The following is a 21,784-nucleotide window of genomic DNA, read 5'->3' on the forward strand; positions in this document are numbered from 1 at the left end:
ATACGGGCATGCCGCTGCCCGCGCAGCGCGGTGCGCGGCTGCTGCGCAAACGCAGCCTCAACCTGTCGGGCCACCGCACCAGCGTCGCGCTGGAGCCGGAGTTCTGGCGCGCCCTGCACCTGATCGCGCAAAAGCGTGGGCTGACCCTTGCGGGACTGGTGGGACGCATTGATGCCGCGCGGCCGCCGGACCGCCCGCTGGCATCCGCGCTGCGGGTGGAGGCATTGCGGGAATGGATGCCAGCATTGCCGGAAATCGCTGGTACGGACAGGGAAGATCAGTTGGGTTGACCGGACATCCGTGCTAGCGTCGGGGCATGGCAATCTGGGGCAAACTTTTTGGTGGCGTTGCAGGGTTCGCGGTTGGCGGCCCCATGGGCGCTGTCGTGGGCACGGCACTCGGGCACGCGGCGGATAACGGTTCCCTGCTGGAAACGCCGGTGGGGGGATGGACCGACCGCTGGGGACCCCGTCTGAACGCGGACCCGAATGGCGCGGCAACCTTCATGGCGGCCAAGATGGCCGCCGCGATGGGCAAGCGCGACCAGATGTACGGGCTGGTCATCATCATCCTGTCCGCCAAGATGGCGAAGTGCGACGGGCCGGTGAACCGCGCCGAAATCGATGCCTTCAAGCGCCGTTTCCACCTGCCGCCCGAGAATATGCGTGAAGTTGGCCGTCTGTTCGACAGCGCGCGCCAGCGTACGGATGACTATCGCGCCTTCGCCACCGAACTGGGCCGTGCCTTCGCCAGCAAGACCGGCATGCTGGAAGACGCGCTGGCGTCCCTGTTCGTGATCGCGCGCGCGGATGGGGAGGTCAATGCGCGTGAGGAAGCCTTCCTGCGCGGGGTGCACAAGGCCTTCAACCTCAGTCCCGGCGCATGGGATCGCGCGCGTGACGGCGGTGCGCGACCGGGCGTGAGCGAGGTTGACGCCTATGCCGTGCTGGGTATCTCGCGCGATGCCAGCGATGAGGAGGTGCGCGTGGTCTGGCGCAGGCTTGTGCGTGAACATCATCCCGATATCATGACCGCACGCGGGGCCACCCCCGCGCAGCTGGCGCAGGGTGCGGCCCGCATTGCCCAGATCAATGCGGCATGGGACCGGATCAAGCGCGACCGCAGGCTATAAAGAAACCTGCCTGTAAAGCATTGCGGAAAATCAGAAGTTTTTGGTGAAGCTTTTTTCAGACAGCTTCGGGGAACGCCGCCTTTTTGAAAAAAGGCGGCATCCGGGGACTTTTATTATTTTAGCGGTCGTCTCACATCCTTCCCGACATCGCTGAAAGCCCGGTCATGGATCCGGCCAGCGGCAGCGGAACGACTGAAAAAAGCCACCGCTGCCCCATGTTGTCACACGGGTCGTGCCGATCAGCGCGCAGCCTTCTTTTTCTGTTCCAGCAGGCGACGCAGCGCGCCACCAACCGTGTGGGCCAGCGCGCGATAGGCCTGTCCCGCCGGGCTGTCGGGGGCGGCGACCACGACCGGCGCGCCATTGTCGGCGCTGGCGCGGATATCGGCCAGCAGCGGGATTTCACCCAGGAACGGCACGCCCATCCTGTCCGCCTCCGCCCTTGCCCCGCCATGGCCGAACAGTTCGGTGCGGTGGTTGCAGTTGGGGCAGCAGAAATAGGACATGTTTTCCACGACGCCCAGCACCGGCACGTTCATCTTCTCGAACATGGCCACGCCGCGCCGGGCGTCCAGCAGGGCGATATCCTGTGGGGTGGAAACGATCACGGCGCCAGCCAGCGCGGTTTTCTGCGCCAGCGTCAGCTGCGCATCCCCCGTGCCCGGCGGCATGTCCACCACCAGAACGTCCAGCGCGCCCCATTCCACATCGCCCAGCAGCTGTCCGATCGCCCCCATGACCATCGGCCCGCGCCAGATCATGGCCTTGCTTTCATCCACCAGCATGCCGATCGACATGGCGCTGATGCCCCATTTGTGCGGCGGGATCAGGCGGCCATCACGCACTTCGGGCTGATCGCCAACACCCATCATGCGCGGCAGGGACGGACCATGCACGTCCGCGTCCAGCAGCCCGACCTTCAGCCCCTCCAGCCCCAGGCCCACCGCAAGGTTGACGGCGGTGGTGGACTTGCCCACGCCGCCCTTGCCCGACGCCACGGCAATGACCACGCCCACGTTCGGCGGCAGCGGGCCGGTGGCGGCCTTTGGCGTCTTGCCCCCAAGGTTGAGGGGGCGGTGCCCTCCGCCAGCGGGCGCAGGGGCCGCCTGTGGCGCGGGTGCCGCCGGTGCGGGGCGGTGCGCGGTCAGGATGACACTGGCCGCCGTGCAGCCGGGAACCGCGGCGACAAGGGCACGTTCCAGTTCGGGCAGCAGTGGCTGCAGCGATCCCGCCCGCGTGCGGTCGGTCGCGATGGCGACATGCAGGACGCCGTCACGCACCATGAAGGCATCCAGGCTGCCCATATCCGCAACACTGGCGGCATGATCCGCGGTGCGCACGCGTTGCAGCACGGTTTCGATGGTTGCCCTGTCGGGACTGGTCATGGTTGTGCGCTCCCTGCTGTCTGCTATCTGGCCCGTGCGGGTATAGAAGGGGCGGCCCGTGGTGGTCGAGTCATGAAACGGTGGGCATCCGCCCGCATACCGGTCACATGTCATGCCTGACATGCGGGGCATCCCTGCCATTGGGGGAATGGCTGGCTGCGCGGTTTGCTGCTTTACGCTCGCTGCGTCACAATGGTTGCAGCCATTTTGTGCATCGTTCAGGCGGACAGGGGACACGATGGGCATTTCCACTTCGCACGCGGCAGTACCACACCGGCGCGATCACCGGATTGATGCGCTGCGCGGGGTGGCGCTGCTCATGATGTGCATCGACCATATCCCGCAGGATGTGCTGAACCGCTTCACCATGCGCAATATAGGCTTTGCCGATGCGGCGGAGGTGTTCGTGCTTCTGGCGGGCTATGCCTCGTGGCTGGCCTATGGCCGCGCGTTTGGCAAGAAGCAGCCGGTCGCGTCGGTGCTGGCGCGGATCGGACGGCGGTGCTGGCAGCTTTATGTCTTCCAGATGGCGATGGTGGTGGTGTGCATTTCCACCATCCGCATATGGCGGCATTTCTGGCCGGTGCCGGTCGATTTCCTTGAACCCGAACTGGCGCACGGGCTGGATTCCGCATGGCGGGTGCTGTCATTGCAGGCATTGCCGGGCAACCTGAACATCCTGCCGCTTTATATCGTGCTGCTGCTGGGGTTCGCGCCGTTATACGCGTTGCTGCGCGGGGTGGGGACGCCCGTGGTGCTGGGGCTGAGCGGGACGGTCTGGCTGCTGGTCAATTTTGACCCGCGCCTGAACTTTCCCAACTGGCTTGACCCGGATGGATGGTATTTCGACCCGCTGGCGTGGCAGTTCCTGTTCGTGCTGGGTGTGTGCGGGGCGCGGGTGGCCGGACGGCATGATGGCAGCCTGCCGCGTTCGCGCGTGCTGGCGGCGGTGTGCGGGCTGTATCTGGTCTTTTCCTTCGTGCAGTCCTTTCCATGGACGGACTGGGGATTTGCCGACCTGCGGCCCGTGGGCATGGCGGTGCCGGACAAGATGATCCTTGCCCCATGGCGGCTGCTGGACGTGCTGGCGCTGTTCTACCTCGTGCAGTCCTCGCCACGCGCCACCGTGCTGGCGGGGACGCGGGGGGGACAGCTTATGGCGCTGTTCGGGCGGCATTCGCTGGAAATCTTCACGGCGGGCACGCTGGTGGATCTGTATGCCCGGCTGGTGCTGACCAGTTTCGGCACGGGCTGGGTGATGCAGGTGGTGGTGAACGTGGTGGGGTTCGTAGTGCTGCTGTGGGTGGCGCGCAACCGCGAACGCGCCCGTGTCGCGGCCCGCAGGCCCACGCCGCCGGCACCGGGCGGCCTGCCCGCGCACGTGCCCCTGTGCCGGAACTGAGGCCGTGGTTTCCGCGTGCGTGAAGGGCATGATATAGGGTACTGCGTCAGACCCCGTTCAGCAGGATATATGAGCCCCATGTCCTTTCGTGCCGCTGCCTTTTCCCGATCCTGCCTTGCCTTGGGGCTGGTTACGGCCCTTGGGGGGCATGCCGCGCGCGCGGCGGACCCCGCCCCGGCCGCGGCGGCACCCGCCGCCACGACCCCTGTGGCCACGCCCCCCCTGCGCCTTCCGGGCGAGGGGCGGAACATGCCCGACAGCTTTGCCGACCTTGCGGCCAAACTGCTGCCCGCCGTCGTCAACGTGTCCACCACCGAGATGGTCCGCCCCGGTGAGGACGATGATGATGGCGATGATGGCGACAGCACGCCACAGGTGCCCAATTTCCCGGAAGGGTCACCGTTCGAGAAATTCTTCCACGATTTCATGAACCGGCAGGACAGCCCCAACGCACCACCGCGCAAGATGCAGGCGCTGGGTTCGGGCTTCATCATCGACCCTTCGGGCGTGATCGTGACCAACAACCACGTCGTGCGCCATGCCGACCAGATCACCATTACGCTTCAGGACAATACCGTGCTCAAGGCGCGTCTGCTGGGCCATGACGACCGCACCGACCTTGCGGTGCTGAAGGTGGACAGCCCCAAACCGTTGCCCGCCGTGCCCTTTGGTGACAGCGACCACGCGCGCGTGGGCGACTGGGTGCTGGCGATCGGCAACCCGTTCGGCCTGTCGGGTACGGTGACGGCGGGCATCGTCTCCTCACGCGGGCGCAATATCGAACAGGGGCCGTATGATGATTTCATCCAGACCGACGCGCCCATCAACAAGGGCAATTCGGGCGGCCCGCTGTTCAACCTGCATGGGGAGGTGATTGGCATCAACACCGCCATCTTCTCACCTTCGGGCGGGTCGATCGGCATTGGCTTTTCCATTCCCTCCGCCGAGGCGCAGGGCATCATCGAGCAGCTTCGCCGCCATGGCCGTGTCACGCGCGGGTGGATTGGCGTGCGCATTCAGGACGTGACGCAGGAAATCGCCGATGGGCTGGGCCTGAAAAGCGCGCATGGCGCGCTGATCGCGGGGGTGGAGCCAAAGGGACCGGCGGCGATCGCACACCTGCAGACCGGTGACGTGATCCAGAGCCTGAATGGCAAGGAAATCGATGGCCGCGCCCTGCCGCGCCTTGTGGCCGAGCTTGCGGGCGGCAGCGTGGCCCACCTGGGTATCTGGCGCAAGGGCCAGCAGATGAATGTCGCCATCACCATCGGCGCCCTGCCAGAGGAAAAGACCGACAAGGCCGATGGCGCCAGCCAGCCCGCGAAAAAACCGGCACAGGGCAGCATGGCCATTACGGGCATGGGCTTCACGGTAGGGGATCTGGATGATATCGCGCGCCAGAAATACAACATGGCGGAAGGGCAGAAGGGCGTGCTGGTCACCGGGGTGACAGATGACAGCCCGGCCGCCGAACGCGGCCTGCGCCCCGGTGACGTGGTGACCGAAGTGCAGCAGTCGGCCGTGAACACGCCAGCCGACCTGCGCCGCCAGCTTGACACCGCCCGTAGCCAGCACCGCAAGACCGTGCTGTTTCTGGTGCAGAATTCCGATGGCCTGCGCTGGGTGCCCTTTCCCCTGCCGGATGGCGCCGGACACTGAACCGTATGCATGAACGCCTGAAGAACCTGCTGCTTTCCATCATGCGGCGGGGAACGTGGCGGCAGGTCGTACGGATGAACGTCTCGCTCATCCTGTCGGGTATCGTCGCCACCATCATCCATCTGGATGAACCGGTCTGGGCGCTGATCACGTCGGTCATCGTCATTACCCAGACGCGCCTGACCCAGACGCTGTCCACCGGACGCGAACAGATCGTGGGCACCCTGATCGGGGCGGCGGCCGGCATGTCGGCCATTGCGCTGGAACAGTGGTGCGCGCTGTCGGTCGGCATGGTGTTCTGGGTCATGCTCATGCCGCTGGCGGTGCTGGTGGCGCTGCGGCCCAAGATGCGGGTGGCCATTGTCACCCTGATGGTCGTGCTGCTGTTTCCCGCCACGGGGGAACCGTTTTCAAGGCCGCTGCAGCGTATCGCCTCGATCATGACGGGTGTTGTCGTGTCGTTCGCGGTGTCCTTCTTCGTGCTGCGCAACGAGGCGCGGCGTGAAGTGCTGGGCAACGCCGCAAGCCTGCTGCGCCGCCTGTCCGACCTGCTGTCCACGGCGTTGCACCAGCATCCCGACCATGATGCGCTGGGCACGGTGGACGTGATGTGCCGTTCCCTGCTGCAGGACATCAATGACGGCGTGCAGGAGGCAGAGGTCGAACACCCCGGTTCACTGGCGCGGCATGATCCGCTGGTGATGCGCCTGCCGGGGCTGCTGCGCCGGATCCGGTCGGACGCCATCTTCATTTCACGCGCGGCTGTGGAAGGGGAGACAGCCCGGACGGGCGACATCCTGCAGCACGAGCGTGACATGCTGGCGCGCATCCTGGGCCAGATGGCCGATCGCTGTAATGCGCAGGCGGCGTCCCGTCGCGGGCGCACATTGCCCGATGACGGGATGCGCGATATTCTTGATGAACTGGAACAGCAGGGGGAACACTGGACCCCTGTCATGCGTTTCGCCATCGGGCTGCTGCATGCGGACATGCGGCTGGCCGTGCGCAATATCTGGTCGAACGGGCAGACGGATGACGGGCCGTTTCCGCTTTCGGGTCATCCGTTCCTGGCCGAGGCTTCGTTCGAGCCTGCCTCCACCGATACGGTCGTGAAGCGACAGGGCGGGGGCTGACACCGCAACCAAGGAGTGCAAAAGACACCATGCTGAACGAAAAAACCCTGAATCACCTTCCCGCCAGCGTTCAGCCGCTGCGTTACAGGCGGGAGGAAGTGGGGCGAGGGATCGTTCATTTTGGTGTCGGTAACTTCTTTCGGGCGCATGAGGCATGGTACGTCAACAAATGTCTCGCCCTTCCGGGACAGGCGCAGTGGGGCATCGTCGGCGTGGGGCTGGGTGGTGGTGCGCGCGGGGAAGCCAAGGCCCGTGCCTTCACGCAGCAGGACTGCCTGTATTCACTGACGGAAGTCGCGGCGGACGGCGCGCGCACGGTCTCCATCATCGGGGCGCTGCGTGAATACCTGCTGGCTCCCGCCGATCCTGAAGCCGTGCTGGCCCGCCTTGCGGACCCGCAGACGCGCATCGTCAGCATGACGATCACGGAAGGCGGCTATAACATCAACGAGGAAACCGGGCAGTTCCGCCTCGATACCCCCGCCGTGCAGGCGGACCTGAAGGATCCGGGCCGCCCCACGACCGTGTTCGGCTACGTGGTCGAAGGCTTGCGCCGCAGGCGGGCGGCGGGTGCCGGGCCGTTTACGGTGCTGTCCTGCGACAACCTGCGCAGTAACGGCCATGTCGCGCATGAGGCATTCGTGGGCTATGCCCGTGCGCTGGATGCGGATCTGGCGGAATGGATCGACGCCAACGTGACCTTTCCCTGTTCCATGGTGGACCGCATCACGCCAGGCGTGGATACCGCGACGCGCAATGCCCTGAACGCGGCCAGCGGGCTGGATGACGACCTGCCGGTACTGGCCGAGGATTTCAGCCAGTGGGTGCTGGAAGACAGGTTCTGCAACGGCCGCCCCGCGCTGGACCGCGTAGGGGTCGAGTTCGTGGATGATGTGGCGGGGTATGAGCAGGTAAAGGTGCGCATGCTGAATGCGGCGCATGTGCTGCTTGGCTCGACGGGTCTGCTGCTGGGGCACCGCTACGCGCATGAAACGGTTGAGGACGCCGATCTGGTCCGCCTGGCCAACGCCTACTGGACAAAGGATGCGATGCCGCAGATCGATGCCCCGGCGGGCGTGGACCTGGATGCTTACCGCAGGCGTCTGCTCAGCCGGTTTTCCAATCGTGCCGTGGCCGATACGCTGCTGCGGATCTGTAGCGATGGCGCCTCCAAGGTGCGCGTGTTCTGGACCGACACCGTGCGGCGGTCACTGGATAGCGGGCATGATCTGGACCGGATCGCCTTCGGTATCGCCGCCTATCTGGAAATGCTGCGTGGGCAGGATGAAAAGGGCCAGGCCTATGCCCCGATCGAACCCACGCTGGATGCCGACCAGATGGCGCTGGTCAATGATGATGACCTTGCGGCAGGGCTGAGCCTGCCCGCATTCGATGGCTGGCGGGACATGGACACCACCACGCTGGATGCGGCGGTTGTCGCCGCACGCCGGGCCATTCGTGATCATGGCGTGCGGGCCAGCCTGCCTGCATAAGGACGCGTTCCGGAACAAACCGGCAATAATAAATAATAGAAGTTTTTGGGTGCCGCCTTTTCCTAAAAAGGCGGCGTTCCCTTCGAAGTTTTTTAAAAAAAAGCTTCACCAGGGTTTCTTTGATTTCCAGACGCTCTTCATGCCTGCACCGTTGTGGAAATGGCGCGGCGCATGGGGCAGGCATCGGCCCCGTAGGTGGCGGTAATGTCCGCCGGGATGTCGGGCATGGGTTCGAATCCCATATGCGTCCAGACCGGGCGTGCCCCCTCCGCCGCCATCAGTGTCATCCAGCGCAGGGTGTTCTGGCGGGCATGTCGCGTCAGGATGCGCAGGGCCGCATGCATCGCGCCCCGCCCGCGCAGGGTGGGGGAGATGGCAATGTCATGCAGGTACCAGCAATCCGCCCGTACGGGCAGGTGGTGCAGGTAGGTATCCAGCGCGGGCGGTCGGGCCATGCGCCATGGATGGCTTAATACATAACCGCCCGGTTTTCCCTGCGCATCGGGCAGGATCAGGCAGCCCGCCGGGCACAGCCTGCGGCGTTCATCCAGCACATCGGGCCGTTCGGGGCAGCCGGGGTGCATGGCGGTGGCCAGCGCCATGACGGCAGGCAGATCCTGCGCCCCCATGCGCCGCCATGTGCCCGACGGTGGCCCCGATGGGGAAATGGGCTGGGTCATGGTGGGAAAATTCCGTTTCAGGTGAAGCCGTTTCCGGTAGAAGGGGCGATGGTATAGCTGTGGCCAGGAGTTTTGAAACCATGACAGAAATGCGCCTGACATTACGGGTGGACGCGAATGGCTCGCCCTTGCTGGGGCATGGGAAGATCAAGCTTCTGGAACAGATTGGCCAGACCGGTTCCATTTCCGCCGCGGCGCGGGCCATGGGCATGTCCTATCGCCGCGCGTGGCTGCTGGTCGAGGCCATGAACACGACCTTCGTGCGGCCACTGGTCTCCGCCCGGCCCGGGGGCGGCGGGGGCGCTGGCCTGTCACCGGAGGGGGAAGCCGTGCTGCGGCTGTACCGTGAAATCGAACACTCGGCGCGTGACGCCGTGCGGGGACAGATGGAAACCCTGGCGGCCATGTGTTCGCCCCCGCCGTGAAAAAGCCATAGGCAGTCACGATCACGGACGTTCAGGCATTATTTTTTGCCAATTGGTAAAAATGATGTGCCAATACGGTGAAACAAGAAAAATGACTGGAGTTAAACTCAGTGTTACGACGTGATTTCATGAAAGCGGGAACGGCCCTGTCCGCCATTACCGTGGCGGGGATTGGCGTGGCGCGTCCCGCCCGCGCGACGCAAAGTGGCAATTTCGATCCCACCACCGTGCGCACGCTGGCGCACCAGCTGTCGCAGCAGGCATACCAGGCCCCGTCACAGTCCCTGCCTTCCGCGCTGCGTAACCTGAATTTCGACCAGTACAATTCCATGGCGTTCCGTTCGGAACAGGCCCTGTGGCATGGTGAGAACCTGGGCTTTGATGTCGAATTCTTTCCGCGTGGCTATCTGTACGCCCCGCGCATCGACATGCATGAAGTCATTGACGGGCAGTCCCGGCCCATTGCCTTCAACCCCGACATGTTCACCTATAACGATCCCGCCCTGCGGGTGAATGATGATATCGGTTTTGCCGGCCTGCGGCTGCGCGCGCCGATCAATACGCCGGGGGTTATGGAGGAATTCTGCGTCTTCCTTGGCGCATCCTATTTCCGTGCGGTGGCGAAGGGGCAGAACTACGGCCTGTCCGCACGCGGCTTCGCCAACGGGACCGGTGACCCGAAGGGGGAGGAATTCGCCCTGTTCCGTGCTTTCTGGCTGGAAAAGCCCAAGGCGGGCGTGGACAGCATCGTCATCCATGCCCTGCTGGACAGTCCGTCGCTGGTGGGTGCGTTCCGCTTTACCATCCGCCCCGGTGAGACGACGGTCTTTGATGTCCAGTCCTATCTCTATCCCCGCAAGGCCATCGCGGAATCCGGCATCGCGCCGCTGACGGGCATGTTCTATTTCGATGCGAATGACCGCACGCGCGTTGATGACTGGCGTCCCGCCGCCCATGACAGCGAAGGCCTGTCCATGTGGACGGGCAGCGGACAGCAGTTGTGGCGGCCGCTGCGCAATCCGCGCGACCTGCAGTTCTCCGCCTTCAGTGACGTGCGCCCGCATGGCTTTGGCCTGATGCAGCGCAAGCGTGCCTTTACCGATTTCGAAGATGTGTCGCTGAATTATGAAAAGCGCCCCTCGCTGTGGATCGAACCGATCGGGGACTGGGGGGCGGGGTCCGTGGACCTTGTGGAAATCCCCACCCCGAACGAGGTGAATGACAACATCGTCTCCTTCTGGCGGCCGCAGGATGCGCTGGCGGCGGGGCGTGAATATGTCTTCACCTATCGCATGTACTGGGGGTGGGATACGCCATGGCCCACTAAACTGGCCCGTATTTCCGCCACCCGCGTGGGGGAGGCGACGGATGATTCCCATACCCGTTTCTTTGACATCGATTTTGTGGGCACGCCGTTCGACAACCTGCCTGAAAAGCCGCATTTCCACCTGCAGTGCCGGACATCCGCAGGCGAAATCCGCAATGTGGTGGTTGAACCGGTTCCCCCCATCCATGGCTGGCGCAGCACGTTCGAATTCGCGCCCGGCGATGCCAAGGTGGCGGAACTGAACTGCGTGCTGGCCGATGACAACGGGCCTGTGTCGGAAGAGTGGGTCTACCGATGGACCCCCTAGCCACGCGCGCGCCATCCGGTCCGGCGGCGGGCCAGCCTGCGCCGCTGCTGCCGCAGGGATGGTGCGCCCTTCCGCCCGCGGCGCCGCTGGACATGCCTGTTCATCCGCTGGAGGCGGCACCTGACCTGCATGGACGTGGTCCCGTGCCAACGACCGAGTGGCGGCTGATTCACCTGCGCCGCCTGCTGGTGATCGGCGGGGCCGTGGTCATGACGGGCCTTGCCGGTTACGAAATGGACCTGGTGTTTAATGCCGTGCAGCGTTCGGTGGCCGGCATGGTGATGCTGGTGCTGTTCGTCATGCTGTTCCTGTGGATCGCGCTGGCCTTTACCTCCGCGCTGGCGGGGTTTGCCTCGATGCTGGCGCATGGCGGCCTTGGGCTGGGGATCGCGCGCAGTGGCCCGCTGCCACGCCTGACCACGCGCACCGCACTGCTCATGCCGACCTATAACGAGGATCCCGGCCGCGTGATGGCCGGCCTGCGCGCCACCATCGACAGCCTTGCGGCCACCCGGCAGGAACGCGCCTTTGACGTTTTCATCCTGTCGGACACCACCGATCCCGACGTGTGGGTGGCGGAAGAAGCCGCCTACATGGCCCTGTGCCGCGCCACCGGCTGGGGCGGGCGGCTGTTTTACCGCAGGCGCGCGGTCAATACGGACCGCAAGGCGGGCAATATCGGTGAATGGGTGCGGACCTATGGCGCGGCCTATCAGCAGATGATCACGCTGGATGCCGACAGCGTCATGTCGGGCGACGTGGTCGTGCGGCTGACGGCGGCCATGGAACGCAATCCCGGTGTCGCGCTGATCCAGTCCCTGCCGGTCATTGTAAACGGGCAGACGCTGTTTGCCCGCATGCAGCAGTTCGCGGGGCGTGTCTATGGTCCGCTGATCGCCCATGGCATTGCATGGTGGCACGGGTCGGAAGGGAATTACTGGGGCCATAACGCGGTGATCCGCACCCGTGCCTTTGCCGAGCAGGCCGGCCTGCCGCACCTGCCGGGGCGCCAGCCCTTTGGCGGCGCGATCATGAGCCATGACTTCGTGGAGGCGGCGCTGATGCGCCGGGGGGGATGGGCCATTCACATGGTGCCCGCCCTGGCCGGATCGTATGAGGAAAGCCCGCCATCCCTGACCGATATCGCCATCCGCGACCGCCGGTGGTGCCAGGGCAACCTGCAGCATGCAAAGGTGGTGTCCGCGCGGGGGCTGCACTGGATCAGCCGCATGCACATGCTCATGGGAATCGGGTCGTATGTCACGGCCCCGCTGTGGCTGGTCTTCCTGCTGGTGGGGATCGTGGTCTCGCTGCAGAACCGGTTCTACAAACCGGAATATTTTGGCGACACCAAGCTGCTTTATCCCCACTGGCCGCATGTTGACCCGGTTCAGGCGGAATACATGTTCATCGGCACCATGGGCGTGCTGCTGGCCCCCAAGATACTGGCCTACCTGCTGCTGCTGATCGACGGGCCGCTGCGCCGTGGCTGTGGCGGGGCGATCGCGGCGGCGGCGTCCATTATGGTGGAAACGGTGATCGGCGGGTTGCTGGCCCCCATCGCCATGATCATCCAGACGGCAGGGGTCATTTCCATCCTGCTTGGTCGCGACTCGGGGTGGAATGCGCAGCGGCGTGATGCCGGCGGCCTGCAGATCATGCAGAACGTGCGGCTGTACATGGTCCATACCATACTGGGTATCGCGCTGGCGGCGGCGGCATGGAGTGTTTCGCTGCCGCTGTTCCTGTGGATGCTGCCGGTAACGCTGGGGCTGGTCTGCGCCATACCGCTGGCGGTACTGACAGGCAGCGCAGCGGTGGGGCAGGCGTTCCGGCGCGCCCACCTGCTGCTGATCCCCGAGGAAACAGCCCCCCCACCCGTACTGCACGCGGCCGTGTCCTACATGATGCAGATGGCGGGCCAGCCCGTGCAGGATGCGGTGACGGCGCTGCGTGCACGGGCGGGGTTGCTGAAGGTACATGAAATCATGCTGCCCCCGCCCCGCAGGCCGGGCGACCCGATCAATCCGGCGCTGCTGGTGGGCCTGCTGAAACTGCGGGAGGCACCAGACCTTGCCACCGCCATGCGTGAACTGAACCGGGCGGAAAAATCAGCCGTTCTGGGCAATGCGGAAGGGCTGCAGCTTCTGGTGCGCCTGTCCTGAGCCAGGGCCGGACAGGGCGCGTCCTCAGTCGGAGGATGTGCCCTCGGGCGGGGTTACGACTTCATCCCCTTCATCCGATCCGTCAACCGACATGATCGCGTCAAGCGAGTCACACAGCTTCTTCTGGTTGGCGCTGGCCAGCTTTCCCGGTGCAGCGCACAGCTTGGCGGCATCGGGCACGCAGGATTCGGTTGCGTCCTCGTAATCGGATTCCATGATGTCGTGTGCCAGCGACAGGTTGGGGTTGTGTGCGCTTTCCCCCGCTTCCTCGATGACCTTTTCCATCTTGTGCAGGTCTTCGAGCTTGTCGAGGCAGGCCTTGCTGGCCAGATCCGGCTTCAGGCGCAGGACATCCATCGCACGCTGCACCTTCTGCGTGGCCAGGCTCTGGCCGTGGGCAGGGGCGCAGACCAGCGCGGGAGAAAGCAGCAGCAAAGCAACCGGCAATGCGGCAAGGCGTATGGAATTGATGTTCACCGTACCCGTTCCGTCTGTCCATGCCCCGGCATGGGAGGATGCAGCAGGCAATGCCTGTCCCGCACCGGGGTGCGGCCCCGTCCATGTGCGGGCGGGCAATGGTGACTATGGCAGGAACCCACCCATGGCGAAAGATGGTGCCGGATGGTGATGCATATACCGTATGCATAAAAATATGATCTGAAATCTGTTGATATAATAAGGGAAAAATCCGAATCGCATCGAAAATTTGAGATTTCCCTTACATTCTCGAGAGTTTTTTAGTATAGATTGACCCCACTGAATATATTTTTTGTATCCGAATGGAGGTTGGAGACTATCGGATCACTGTGAAATCGTTCGTAACTGCAACGATTTTGTATATCCAGCCAATTCCTGGTCTTTCCAGTGATGGGAGATCACGTGGTTTTGCCTTTTTTTCAGGTGTAACCGGGTGTTTTTCATCGATATTGTTATGCAACGCGTACCAATTGGTATGTTTTCTGCTGGATCGACGACTTTTGGCCGGTGGCACTTATGGGGAAGCAGGTTTGCCAGGCATGATGCGCTGGCGTTTTGGCGCTGGCGCCGTTCTTCTGTTCCCGCATTGCTGTAGCCGGTCCGGGTGATTGCACACCCGAACTTGTGAAACTGAGGTTCCGCACTGGTGTTTGCCGGAAATCCGGACTGTGCGGACGCAGCCTGCATCGACGCTCCACAATGAGGTGGAGCCCCTCATCTTCGTGTCGGCTGCCTGTGAAAGAGGAGAATCTCCCCTTGAAACAGACAGACAATCTGTCCGAATCAACGTCCATAGCTGATAAGCTTGGCATCCCGGCGCCCCTGTTCTGGGGATTTGTCGGCCTGCTGTTCTTCATGATCGGTGATGGTGTCGAGGCCGGCTACCTGGCCCCCTATCTGGAGGGACAGGGCATTTCATCGCGTAATACCGCGCTGCTGTTTACCATTTATGGCGTGACCGTCTCGCTGTCCTCATGGGCATCGGGGCCGTTGTCCGATCTGTGGGGGCCCAAGCGGGTCATGTGGATCGGCCTTGCCATCTGGGGCGTGTTCGAGGTCGTGTTCCTGACCTTCGGCGTGGCCGTCAACAGCTATCCCATCATGCTGGCCGCCTACACCATGCGTGGCTTTGGCTATCCGCTGTTCACCTATGGCTTCCTTGTGTGGATTGCCGCCGCAACCCCGCCGCGTCAGCTGGGTTCGGCCGCGGGCTGGTTCTGGTTCGCCTTCTCCGGTGGGCTGCCCACGCTGGGTTCGCTGTTCGCCAGCTTCTCCATTCCGCTGATCGGCGAAATGGCGACGTTCTGGTCCTCGCTGGCGCTGGTCATGTTCGGTGGCCTGCTTGCCCTGCTGATGACGCGTGAACCGATCGGTTCCAGGCGCCTTGCAGCCCCCGGCACACCGCCAGCCAAGATCTTCTTTAGTTCGATCAGCATCCTGTGGCGTGAACCCAAGACGTTCGTCGCCATGATCGTGCGGACCATCAACACGTCGTCCGAATATGCGTTCCTGGTCATCATGCCGGCGTTCTTCACCAAGGTGATCGGCTTCTCGCTGTCGCAGTGGCTGCAGCTTCTGTCGATCATCTTCCTGTCGAACATCCTGGTGAACCTTGTGTCCGGCATCACGGCTGACCGTCTGGGCCATCGTACCGTTGTCGCCCTGTTCGGTTGCGTGGGCGCCGCGATCACCGTGCCGCTGTTCTACTATGTGCCGCAGATGTTCCCCGGCAACTTCCCCATCGCTGCCGCCATGGGTGCGCTGTATGGCGCGACGATTGCCGCCTTCGTGCCGCTGTCCGGCCTGGTGCCGCAGATCTGCCCGAAGGAAAAGGCCGCTGCCCTGTCCGCCCTTGGCCTGGGTGCTGGCGCCAGCACATGGGTCGGTCCGGCTATCGTGACGTGGTTTGAGAACTGGCACGGGATCGAGGGGATCATCTGGATCTTCTCCGGCCTGTATGTCGCCTCGGCCCTGATGACGCTGGTGCTGACCGTTTCGCCGGAAGCCCGTCGTTACATTGATGCTGCCGCTGCACGCGGTGATGTGGCGGAAGAAGTGACGCTTGGTCACTGATCCGTCCCGGATCCTGACCCGATCGGTTGTACCGATATGGGTGGAAAACGGGCCTGCTGCAAAGCAGGCCCGTTTTTTATTGGCCTGAAGGTGCAGATGAAGGGATAGGTGGCGCCGGGAAATATTGCCACTTTGGGAACAGCAGTCTGAAGCGCGCTGGTTCAGGGTGGTTTTCCGTCCGGCTGGCACAGCCTGTCAGATGGGCAGGAACCGGAAGGACATATGGTCTGGAAATATCCGGACCTGTTTCCCCGGCAGGAATTACCAAATGAAAAAGGCCGGCCCCCAGTGGGGTCGGCCTTTCTTTTGTCTGTTCAGATACTGCGTTCAGGACGGCGACGGGGGCTGCGGGGTCGGTCCGTGCCGGTGGTGGAACGTGGCGTATTGCGCTGCTCCCCGGCCTTCAGGGCGGGGGCGGCGCTGACTTCGCTTTCCAGCTGGCGGATGCGCTTCTGTACGCTTTCGCGCAGGGCGGGGGATGTATGCGATTTCATGGTGGCCAGTGTTTCACGCAGGTCACGCAGCTGCTTCTGTTTTTCAGCAAGCGTGCGACGGATCGGCTGGTTATCGGACATCTGTCCGTGGAATGCGCGCATGATAAGTGTCCTGTGGACCGCGGGTCCAGGAAATGAGTTGTCAACCGTATGGTGGAAAGACGAACAGCACGTACTGACCGCCTCCTGCCATTCATGGCAGGCCGGGCAGGCGCAGGCACGTGATGAACCGGGGACCTAGCCCCCGTTTTGCGCCAGCACGTCAGTCAGTCCCGTTATCAGGGCCTGGCATTCGGCGTCAGTACCAATGGTGATGCGTAGCCACTGTGCAATGCGCGGGGTCCGGAAATGACGCACGATGATTGCCCGTTCCCGCAGGGCGGAGGCAAGATATGCGGCGTCACGGTCCGGATGCCGGGCGAATATGAAATTCGCCTGTGATGGCAGGACATCGAACCCCATCTTTCCCAGGCTGTCGGTCAGCCTGTCCCGTGAGCTTATGATTTTCTCACGGGTGTTTGCAAGCCATTCCCGATCCTCGATCGCGGCAATGGCCCCCACCTGCGCCAGACGGTCCAGCGGATAGGAATTGAAGCTGTCCTTCACACGGGTCAGGGCCGCGATCAGGTCGGGCTGCCCGATGGCATAGCCCACCCGCAATCCCGCCAGCGCGCTGGATTTGGACAGCGTGCGCACGACCAGCAGGTTGGGATGCCGGCCCACCAGCGCAATGGCCGTCTCCGCGCCGAAATCGACATAGGCTTCGTCAACCACCACCACCGCGTCGGGGTGATCGGTCAGCACGGTGCGGATGGCGTCCAGCCCTAGCGCGATTCCCGTGGGGGCATTGGGATTGGGGATGATGATGCCCCCGCATGACCGGCGATACGCGGCAATGTCGATGCGCATGTCGTCATCCAGCGGCACCGTTTCATGCCGTATGCCATACAGCCCGCAGTAAACGGGGTAGAAACTGTAGGTTATGTCGGGAAACAGCAGCGGTTCGGGATGGTTGAGCAGCCCCTGGAATGTATGGGCCAGCACTTCGTCCGATCCATTGCCCACGAAAACGTGGTCGGCCGGGACATCATGCGCACGCGCGATCGCGGCACACAGCGCCTGCGCCGTGGGGTCGGGATACAGGCGCAGCGTGTCGTTGGTCGCCGCCCGTATGGCGTCCAGCACCTTGGGCGACGGACCATATGGGCATTCATTGGTATTCAGCTTGATCAGGTTGGCCAGTCTGGGCTGCTCCCCCGGCACATAGGGGGTCAGGGTATGGACGACAGGGCTCCAGAAACGGCTCATCAGGGTGAATTCCAGATTGTCAGGGTCATGAAACAGGCGCGCGCCCGTCCTGCATGCAGGCTACGGGCGCGCGGGAGGGATATATGGGAAAGGGCGTTCAGCCCTGGGGCGTGGCCGGACGATCCATGGCGGAGACAAGGGCGGCATTGCCCTGCCGGGTGGCCAGGATGCGCGCACTGATCCCTTCGCCATCACGCAGGTCGGGATTGGCGCCATGTTCCAGCAGGAAGGTCACCATGGGGTCGCGGTTGAACATGACCGCAAAGGTCAGCGGCGTGCGCCCGACAAAATTCGGCACGTCAATCGCGGCGCCATGTTCCACCAGCACGCGCGCGCACGGCAGGTCGCCCTTGAATGCGACACCCGCCAGCGCGGTCGCCCCCTTTGCATCCTGCAGGTTGGGATTGGCCCCACCCGCCAGCAGGGCGCGCACGGTTTCGGCGTGGCCGTTATAGGCCGCCAGAATCAGCGCGGTGTAGCCTTTGTCATTGCGGGTGTCGGGGTTGATGCCCGCGTTCAGGAATTCGCTTACCAGGTCTGTCTGCCCGTCACGGGCGGCGGACAGGAACAGGGTCTCGATTTCCGCGTTGCTGAAGGATTCGGGTGCGGCGGCGGCGGGGTCGCCGCTGGCGATTGTCTTGCTCATGTGCCTGCCTCGCTGGTCGGGTTGCGGAAAACGGGGGCGGGGGCCGGTCCCGTCAGGTGGGGCGGATCATAGGACGGTTCGGCTGAAAAGAACATCGGGCAATCATGCATCATCGGGTTGCCGCCACGCGATGTCGCGGCATTCCCCATGGTCCATGATCCCCATCACATCAGGGGGCAGGCCGGTATCCTGCACCGCCCGGGCCAGCCGGCGCACGGGTTCGTCCATGGGTTCGTCCGTCAGGCGGAACGTGCCGAAATGCATGCCGATGCCATGGTGCGCCCCAAGCTGGCGCAGGCCCTCCAGCGCCTCCTCGGGGGTGGTATGCACGCCCGCCATCAGTTCGCGCGGATCATACGCCCCGATGGGCAGGAGTGCGATATCCGGCGCGCCCAGACGGTCACGGATCAGGCCCCAGTGCCGCCCATGCGCGGTGTCGCCGGCAAAGAACAGCCGGTGCCCCGCCGCGTCGCGCAGCATGAACCCGCCCCACAGGCTTTTGTTGTGGTCGAAGGGGGTGCGGGCCGCACCATGGCGGGCGGGTGTGCACGTGACCTGCAGATCCGGCATGGCCACGGACTGCCACCAGTCCAGTTCCATGATCCGACGCAGCCCGGTCGCGCGCATGAAGCGTGCATTGCACAGCGGCGTGACCACCAGCGGGTCATCCCCGCGCCGGGCAAGGGCGCGCAACGTGGGCAGGTCCATGTGGTCGTAATGCGCGTGGGACACCAGCACCACGTCAATCCGGGGCAGGTCCGCCAGCGCGCGTCCCGGCGCGCGCACCCGCCTGGGCCCCATGAAGGAAAAGGGTGAGCAGCGCAGGGAAAAAATGGGATCGGTCAGGATGCTCAGCGCCGTGCCATCGGGGCGGGGCAGGCGGATCAGGAACGTGCTGTGTCCGATAAACGTCACCTGCACCGTGTCCGGTGCGGGAAGGGCATGCGGGTCGCCGGTGGGGACAGGGTTTTCAATCCATGCGGGCCAGTCCGATTTTGGCCTGTTCCACTGCCATTTCAGGATGGACAGCCGCCGCATCCGTCCTGGTGGCGTGGTGTCGGGGCGAATGGAGGGGGGATTGAAAAAACGGGTGCCATCCGTGTGGTCGCTGGCGGGTAGCAGGGGCATGCGTGGTCTCCATCGGCGGACGGTGCGTGGCCCCGATCTGGTGGGGGAGGGCGGGGGCTGTGTCAAATTCCATGCCTGTACGTGACCGGGTTCGGGGCAACCGGGTGGGCGGTCACGCGCTGTCATATGCAATGGCGGGGCATGGCGCGCATGTTCGGCGGGATGAGGGTAACAGCCTGACGAGATGGCTTGTTCCGTCCCGAAGGTCGTGAGAAGGTGCGTGCCGTGAAAAGCCTTTTTTCCTTGTGCTCCGTGCTGTCCGCCGCCGGGCGGCCCGGGTGCGGGTGGTATGGAAAGAAAAACAAGAAAGGTTGTCATGTTCAGGCCGCATGTCCGGCCCGATCAGGACAGCAACCATGGCTGTAAGGAGGCCGGTCTCTCATGCGTTCCCTGACTACATCCCCCCTGATGGCACCTGAAGGAGGTGGCGCAATGCCCACCAATATCGACACGCTGTGCATCAATACAATCCGTACGCTGTCCATGGACGCGGTGCAGAAGGCGAATTCCGGTCATCCCGGCACCGCCATGGCACTTGCCCCCGTGGCCTATACGCTGTGGCGCGATGTGCTGAACTATGACCCGGCCAATCCGCTATGGCCCAACCGTGACCGTTTCGTACTGTCGATCGGGCACGCGTCCATGCTGCTGTATTCGCTGATCTATCTGGCGGGTATCCGCGACGTGCGTCCCGGCGGGGTCAGCAATGACCGTCCCGCCCTGACGCTGGAGGATATCGAGCAGTTCCGCCAGCTGGACTCGCTCACCCCCGGCCACCCGGAATACCACCACACCGCGGGTGTCGAGACCACGACCGGGCCGCTGGGCCAGGGCTGCGGCAATTCGGTGGGCATGGCGATTGCGGAAAAATGGCTGGCCGAACGCTATAACCGCCCCGGGTTCACGCTGTTCGATCACCACGTCTATACGCTGTGCGGTGATGGCGACAACATGGAAGGCGTATCCAGCGAGGCCGCGTCCATTGCAGGCCACCTGAAGCTTGGGAACCTGACGTGGATCTATGACAGCAACCATATTTCCATCGAAGGATCGACCCGCATCGCCTTTACCGAAAGCGTGCACAAACGCTTCGAGGCCTATGGCTGGCATGTCCTTGAACTCAAGGACGCCAACGACACGGGCGACATGCGCCGCCTGCTGGCGGAAGCGAAGGCCGAGACCTCGCGGCCGACGCTGATCATCGTCCATTCCATCATTGGCTGGGGCGCGCCGCATCTTGCCGGGACGGCCGAAGCGCACGGTTCCCCGCTGGGTGTCGAGGAAGTCCGCGAGACCAAGAAATTCTATGGCTGGCCGGAAGACAGGAATTTCTACGTGCCTGAAGGCGTGCCGGAACATTTCCAGGCAGGAATCGCCACGCGTGGCGCCGCCGCGTCCAGGGCATGGGACGAACTGTTCAGGGCCTATCGTGCGAAATATCCCGATGAGGCCGCGCAGCTTGACCACATCTTCGCCGGCACCCTGCCCGAAGGGTGGGACAGCGATATCCCGGTATTCGACGCGGACGCCAAGGGTGTCGCCTCCCGCGCAAGTTCGGGCAAGGTCCTGAACGAGATCGCGAAGAATTATCCGTGGATGATCGGTGGCTCGGCCGACCTGTCGCCCTCCACCAAGACGCATCTGACCTTTGACGGCGCGGGTGATTTCCAGCCGCCGCAGTGGGGCGGGACCTATGGCGGGCGCAACCTGCATTTCGGCGTGCGCGAACATGCGATGGGATCGATCAGCAACGGGCTGGCGCTGTATGGCATCCGGGCCTACTGCTCGGGCTTCCTGATCTTCTCCGATTACATGAAGCCGCCCATCCGCCTGTCTTCGCTCATGAAGCTGCCGGTGACCTATATCTTCACCCATGATTCGATCGGGGTGGGCGAAGACGGCCCGACCCACCAGCCCATCGAACAGCTGGCCCAGCTGCGCGCCACCCCCGGCGTGACCGTGCTGCGCCCCGCCGATGCGAACGAGGTGGCCGAAGCCTGGCGCACGCTGGTCCAGATCAGGGACCGCCCCAGCGTGCTGGCACTGAGCCGCCAGAACCTGCCCACCATCTGCCGCAAGACCTATGCGCCAGCAACAGGTCTGGCAAAAGGGGCCTATGTCCTTGCGGATGCGCAGGGGCGTCCCGATGTCATTCTCATGGCAACGGGTAGTGAGGTCGGCCTGATCGTGAAGGCCGCGGAAAAGCTGAAGGCGGATGGCATCAAGGTGCGTCTTGTCTCCATGCCGTCATGGGATCTGTTCGAGGCCCAGCCCAAGGCCTACCGCGACAGTGTCCTGCCGCCCGATGTCACCGCGCGCGTCGCGGTGGAACAGGCGGCCCAGCTTGGCTGGGACCGTTACACGGGACTGGCGGGGGAGACGATCGTCATGCACGGCTTTGGCGCTTCCGCCCCGGCGGGACAGCTGGAGGTCAAATTCGGTTTCACGGTTGACGCCGTGGTGGCCGCCGCCCGCAGGCAGGCGGGCAAACCGGCATAATGGACAGGCAGGCGGGACAGCGCGTTCCGCCTGCCTTGTTTTTTGAAGATG

At 63.9% G+C, this 21,784-nt stretch carries 18 protein-coding genes, 1 tRNA gene and 1 pseudogene; 13 read left to right on the top strand and 7 right to left on the bottom strand.

Annotated elements, in window-relative coordinates; all coding sequences use genetic code 11:
- Positions 1-8: 8 nt before the first annotated feature.
- Together S101446_RS12600 and S101446_RS12605 are read left to right on the top strand one after the other, a co-directional pair.
- A complete protein-coding gene (locus S101446_RS12600; protein ID WP_010508275.1) occupies positions 9-290 on the top strand; it encodes a ribbon-helix-helix domain-containing protein in 282 nt (93 codons plus the stop codon).
- Positions 291-316: 26 nt separating this feature from the next.
- On the top strand, positions 317-1,132 hold the full coding sequence (locus S101446_RS12605; protein ID WP_010508276.1) for a TerB family tellurite resistance protein: 816 nt from the start codon (positions 317-319) through the stop codon (positions 1,130-1,132).
- A gap of 239 nt (positions 1,133-1,371) precedes the next feature.
- Here S101446_RS12605 and S101446_RS12610 read toward each other — a convergent pair whose 3' ends face one another.
- The gene (locus S101446_RS12610) at positions 1,372-2,649 is read right to left on the bottom strand and encodes an Mrp/NBP35 family ATP-binding protein (RefSeq protein ID WP_087608491.1); all 1,278 of its coding nucleotides are present in this window, start codon (positions 2,647-2,649) and stop codon (positions 1,372-1,374) included.
- Positions 2,650-2,755: 106 nt separating this feature from the next.
- Here S101446_RS12610 and S101446_RS12615 point away from each other — a divergent pair, with 106 nt between their 5' ends.
- From S101446_RS12615 to S101446_RS17760, 5 genes are all read left to right on the top strand, one after another.
- The gene (locus tag S101446_RS12615) at positions 2,756-3,919 is read left to right on the top strand and encodes an OpgC family protein (RefSeq protein WP_010508278.1); all 1,164 of its coding nucleotides are present in this window, start codon (positions 2,756-2,758) and stop codon (positions 3,917-3,919) included.
- A 78-nt stretch (positions 3,920-3,997) separates the two neighbouring features.
- Positions 3,998-5,578 carry a DegQ family serine endoprotease gene (locus tag S101446_RS12620; protein WP_087608492.1) on the top strand — a complete coding sequence of 527 codons (1,581 nt, stop codon included), beginning with the start codon at positions 3,998-4,000 and terminating at the stop codon, positions 5,576-5,578.
- A 5-nt stretch (positions 5,579-5,583) separates the two neighbouring features.
- Positions 5,584-6,711, top strand: coding sequence for an FUSC family protein (locus tag S101446_RS12625; protein ID WP_010508281.1), 1,128 nt, complete (start codon positions 5,584-5,586; stop codon positions 6,709-6,711).
- A 29-nt stretch (positions 6,712-6,740) separates the two neighbouring features.
- Positions 6,741-8,204, top strand: a complete 1,464-nt coding sequence (locus S101446_RS12630; RefSeq protein WP_087608493.1) for a mannitol dehydrogenase family protein — start codon at positions 6,741-6,743, stop codon at positions 8,202-8,204.
- Positions 8,205-8,370: 166 nt separating this feature from the next.
- Positions 8,371-8,454 (top strand) — tRNA-OTHER (locus S101446_RS17760).
- Positions 8,455-8,497: 43 nt separating this feature from the next.
- On the opposite strand, the pseudogene S101446_RS18780 reads toward S101446_RS17760, so the two are convergent.
- Positions 8,498-8,833, bottom strand: a pseudogene (locus S101446_RS18780) (GNAT family N-acetyltransferase); the annotation flags it as partial.
- Between S101446_RS18780 and S101446_RS18640 the strand changes: the two are divergent.
- The 4 genes from S101446_RS18640 to mdoH all read left to right on the top strand — a co-directional run bounded on the left by S101446_RS18640 (position 8,787) and on the right by mdoH (position 13,108).
- Entirely contained in the window at positions 8,787-8,909 is a 123-nt protein-coding gene (locus S101446_RS18640; protein WP_268762521.1) for a hypothetical protein, read from the top strand. The pseudogene S101446_RS18780 and the gene S101446_RS18640 overlap by 47 nt on opposite strands.
- A gap of 55 nt (positions 8,910-8,964) precedes the next feature.
- On the top strand, positions 8,965-9,309 hold the full coding sequence (locus tag S101446_RS12640; RefSeq protein WP_010508284.1) for a winged helix-turn-helix domain-containing protein: 345 nt from the start codon (positions 8,965-8,967) through the stop codon (positions 9,307-9,309).
- Positions 9,310-9,437: 128 nt separating this feature from the next.
- Entirely contained in the window at positions 9,438-10,943 is a 1,506-nt protein-coding gene (locus S101446_RS12645) for a glucan biosynthesis protein (RefSeq protein ID WP_039794145.1), read from the top strand.
- Positions 10,931-13,108 (top strand): glucans biosynthesis glucosyltransferase MdoH, encoded by a 2,178-nt coding sequence (gene mdoH, locus S101446_RS12650; protein ID WP_087608495.1) that lies wholly within the window; start codon positions 10,931-10,933, stop codon positions 13,106-13,108. Before S101446_RS12645 ends, mdoH begins: the two co-directional genes overlap by 13 nt.
- Before the next feature lie 24 nt (positions 13,109-13,132).
- Here the strand turns inward: mdoH and S101446_RS12655 are convergent, their stop codons facing one another.
- Positions 13,133-13,585, bottom strand: a complete 453-nt coding sequence (locus tag S101446_RS12655) for a hypothetical protein (protein WP_010508287.1) — start codon at positions 13,583-13,585, stop codon at positions 13,133-13,135.
- A 756-nt stretch (positions 13,586-14,341) separates the two neighbouring features.
- Here S101446_RS12655 and S101446_RS12660 point away from each other — a divergent pair.
- Positions 14,342-15,658, top strand: a complete 1,317-nt coding sequence (locus tag S101446_RS12660; RefSeq protein ID WP_010508290.1) for an MFS transporter — start codon at positions 14,342-14,344, stop codon at positions 15,656-15,658.
- 314 nt (positions 15,659-15,972) lie between these two features.
- Here the strand turns inward: S101446_RS12660 and S101446_RS12665 are convergent, their stop codons facing one another.
- From S101446_RS12665 to S101446_RS12680, 4 genes are all read right to left on the bottom strand, one after another.
- Entirely contained in the window at positions 15,973-16,254 is a 282-nt protein-coding gene (locus S101446_RS12665; RefSeq protein WP_010508291.1) for a hypothetical protein, read from the bottom strand.
- 135 nt (positions 16,255-16,389) lie between these two features.
- Entirely contained in the window at positions 16,390-17,460 is a 1,071-nt protein-coding gene (gene hisC, locus S101446_RS12670) for a histidinol-phosphate transaminase (RefSeq protein ID WP_087608496.1), read from the bottom strand.
- Between the two features lie 97 nt (positions 17,461-17,557).
- Positions 17,558-18,106 carry an ankyrin repeat domain-containing protein gene (locus S101446_RS12675; protein WP_087608497.1) on the bottom strand — a complete coding sequence of 183 codons (549 nt, stop codon included), beginning with the start codon at positions 18,104-18,106 and terminating at the stop codon, positions 17,558-17,560.
- A 102-nt stretch (positions 18,107-18,208) separates the two neighbouring features.
- Complete coding sequence (locus tag S101446_RS12680; RefSeq protein WP_087608498.1) at positions 18,209-19,234, bottom strand: MBL fold metallo-hydrolase; 1,026 nt, start codon at positions 19,232-19,234, stop codon at positions 18,209-18,211.
- Positions 19,235-19,615: 381 nt separating this feature from the next.
- On the opposite strand from S101446_RS12680, the gene tkt reads away from it, so the two are divergent.
- Entirely contained in the window at positions 19,616-21,733 is a 2,118-nt protein-coding gene (gene tkt / locus S101446_RS12685) for a transketolase (RefSeq protein ID WP_048851470.1), read from the top strand.
- Positions 21,734-21,784 lie beyond the last annotated feature (51 nt).

This window comes from Komagataeibacter europaeus, from assembly GCF_002173515.1.
Lineage (GTDB): Bacteria > Pseudomonadota > Alphaproteobacteria > Acetobacterales > Acetobacteraceae > Komagataeibacter > Komagataeibacter europaeus.

Excerpts from the sequence above, each read along its gene's own strand:
- S101446_RS12600 (WP_010508275.1), top strand. The coding sequence starts at position 9 with ATGCCGCTGCCCGCGCAGCGCGGTGCGCGGCTGCTGCGCAAACGCAGC.
- S101446_RS12605 (WP_010508276.1), top strand. The coding sequence starts at position 317 with ATGGCAATCTGGGGCAAACTTTTTGGTGGCGTTGCAGGGTTCGCGGTT.
- S101446_RS12610 (WP_087608491.1), bottom strand. The coding sequence starts at position 2,649 with ATGCCCCGCATGTCAGGCATGACATGTGACCGGTATGCGGGCGGATGC.
- S101446_RS12615 (WP_010508278.1), top strand. The coding sequence starts at position 2,756 with ATGGGCATTTCCACTTCGCACGCGGCAGTACCACACCGGCGCGATCAC.
- S101446_RS12620 (WP_087608492.1), top strand. The coding sequence starts at position 3,998 with ATGTCCTTTCGTGCCGCTGCCTTTTCCCGATCCTGCCTTGCCTTGGGG.
- S101446_RS12625 (WP_010508281.1), top strand. The coding sequence starts at position 5,584 with ATGCATGAACGCCTGAAGAACCTGCTGCTTTCCATCATGCGGCGGGGA.
- S101446_RS12630 (WP_087608493.1), top strand. The coding sequence starts at position 6,741 with ATGCTGAACGAAAAAACCCTGAATCACCTTCCCGCCAGCGTTCAGCCG.
- S101446_RS18640 (WP_268762521.1), top strand. The coding sequence starts at position 8,787 with ATGGCGGTGGCCAGCGCCATGACGGCAGGCAGATCCTGCGCCCCCATG.
- S101446_RS12640 (WP_010508284.1), top strand. The coding sequence starts at position 8,965 with ATGACAGAAATGCGCCTGACATTACGGGTGGACGCGAATGGCTCGCCC.
- S101446_RS12645 (WP_039794145.1), top strand. The coding sequence starts at position 9,438 with ATGAAAGCGGGAACGGCCCTGTCCGCCATTACCGTGGCGGGGATTGGC.
- mdoH (WP_087608495.1), top strand. The coding sequence starts at position 10,931 with ATGGACCCCCTAGCCACGCGCGCGCCATCCGGTCCGGCGGCGGGCCAG.
- S101446_RS12665 (WP_010508291.1), bottom strand. The coding sequence starts at position 16,254 with ATGCGCGCATTCCACGGACAGATGTCCGATAACCAGCCGATCCGTCGC.
- hisC (WP_087608496.1), bottom strand. The coding sequence starts at position 17,460 with ATGAGCCGTTTCTGGAGCCCTGTCGTCCATACCCTGACCCCCTATGTG.
- S101446_RS12675 (WP_087608497.1), bottom strand. The coding sequence starts at position 18,106 with ATGAGCAAGACAATCGCCAGCGGCGACCCCGCCGCCGCCGCACCCGAA.
- S101446_RS12680 (WP_087608498.1), bottom strand. The coding sequence starts at position 19,234 with ATGCCCCTGCTACCCGCCAGCGACCACACGGATGGCACCCGTTTTTTC.
- tkt (WP_048851470.1), top strand. The coding sequence starts at position 19,616 with ATGCGTTCCCTGACTACATCCCCCCTGATGGCACCTGAAGGAGGTGGC.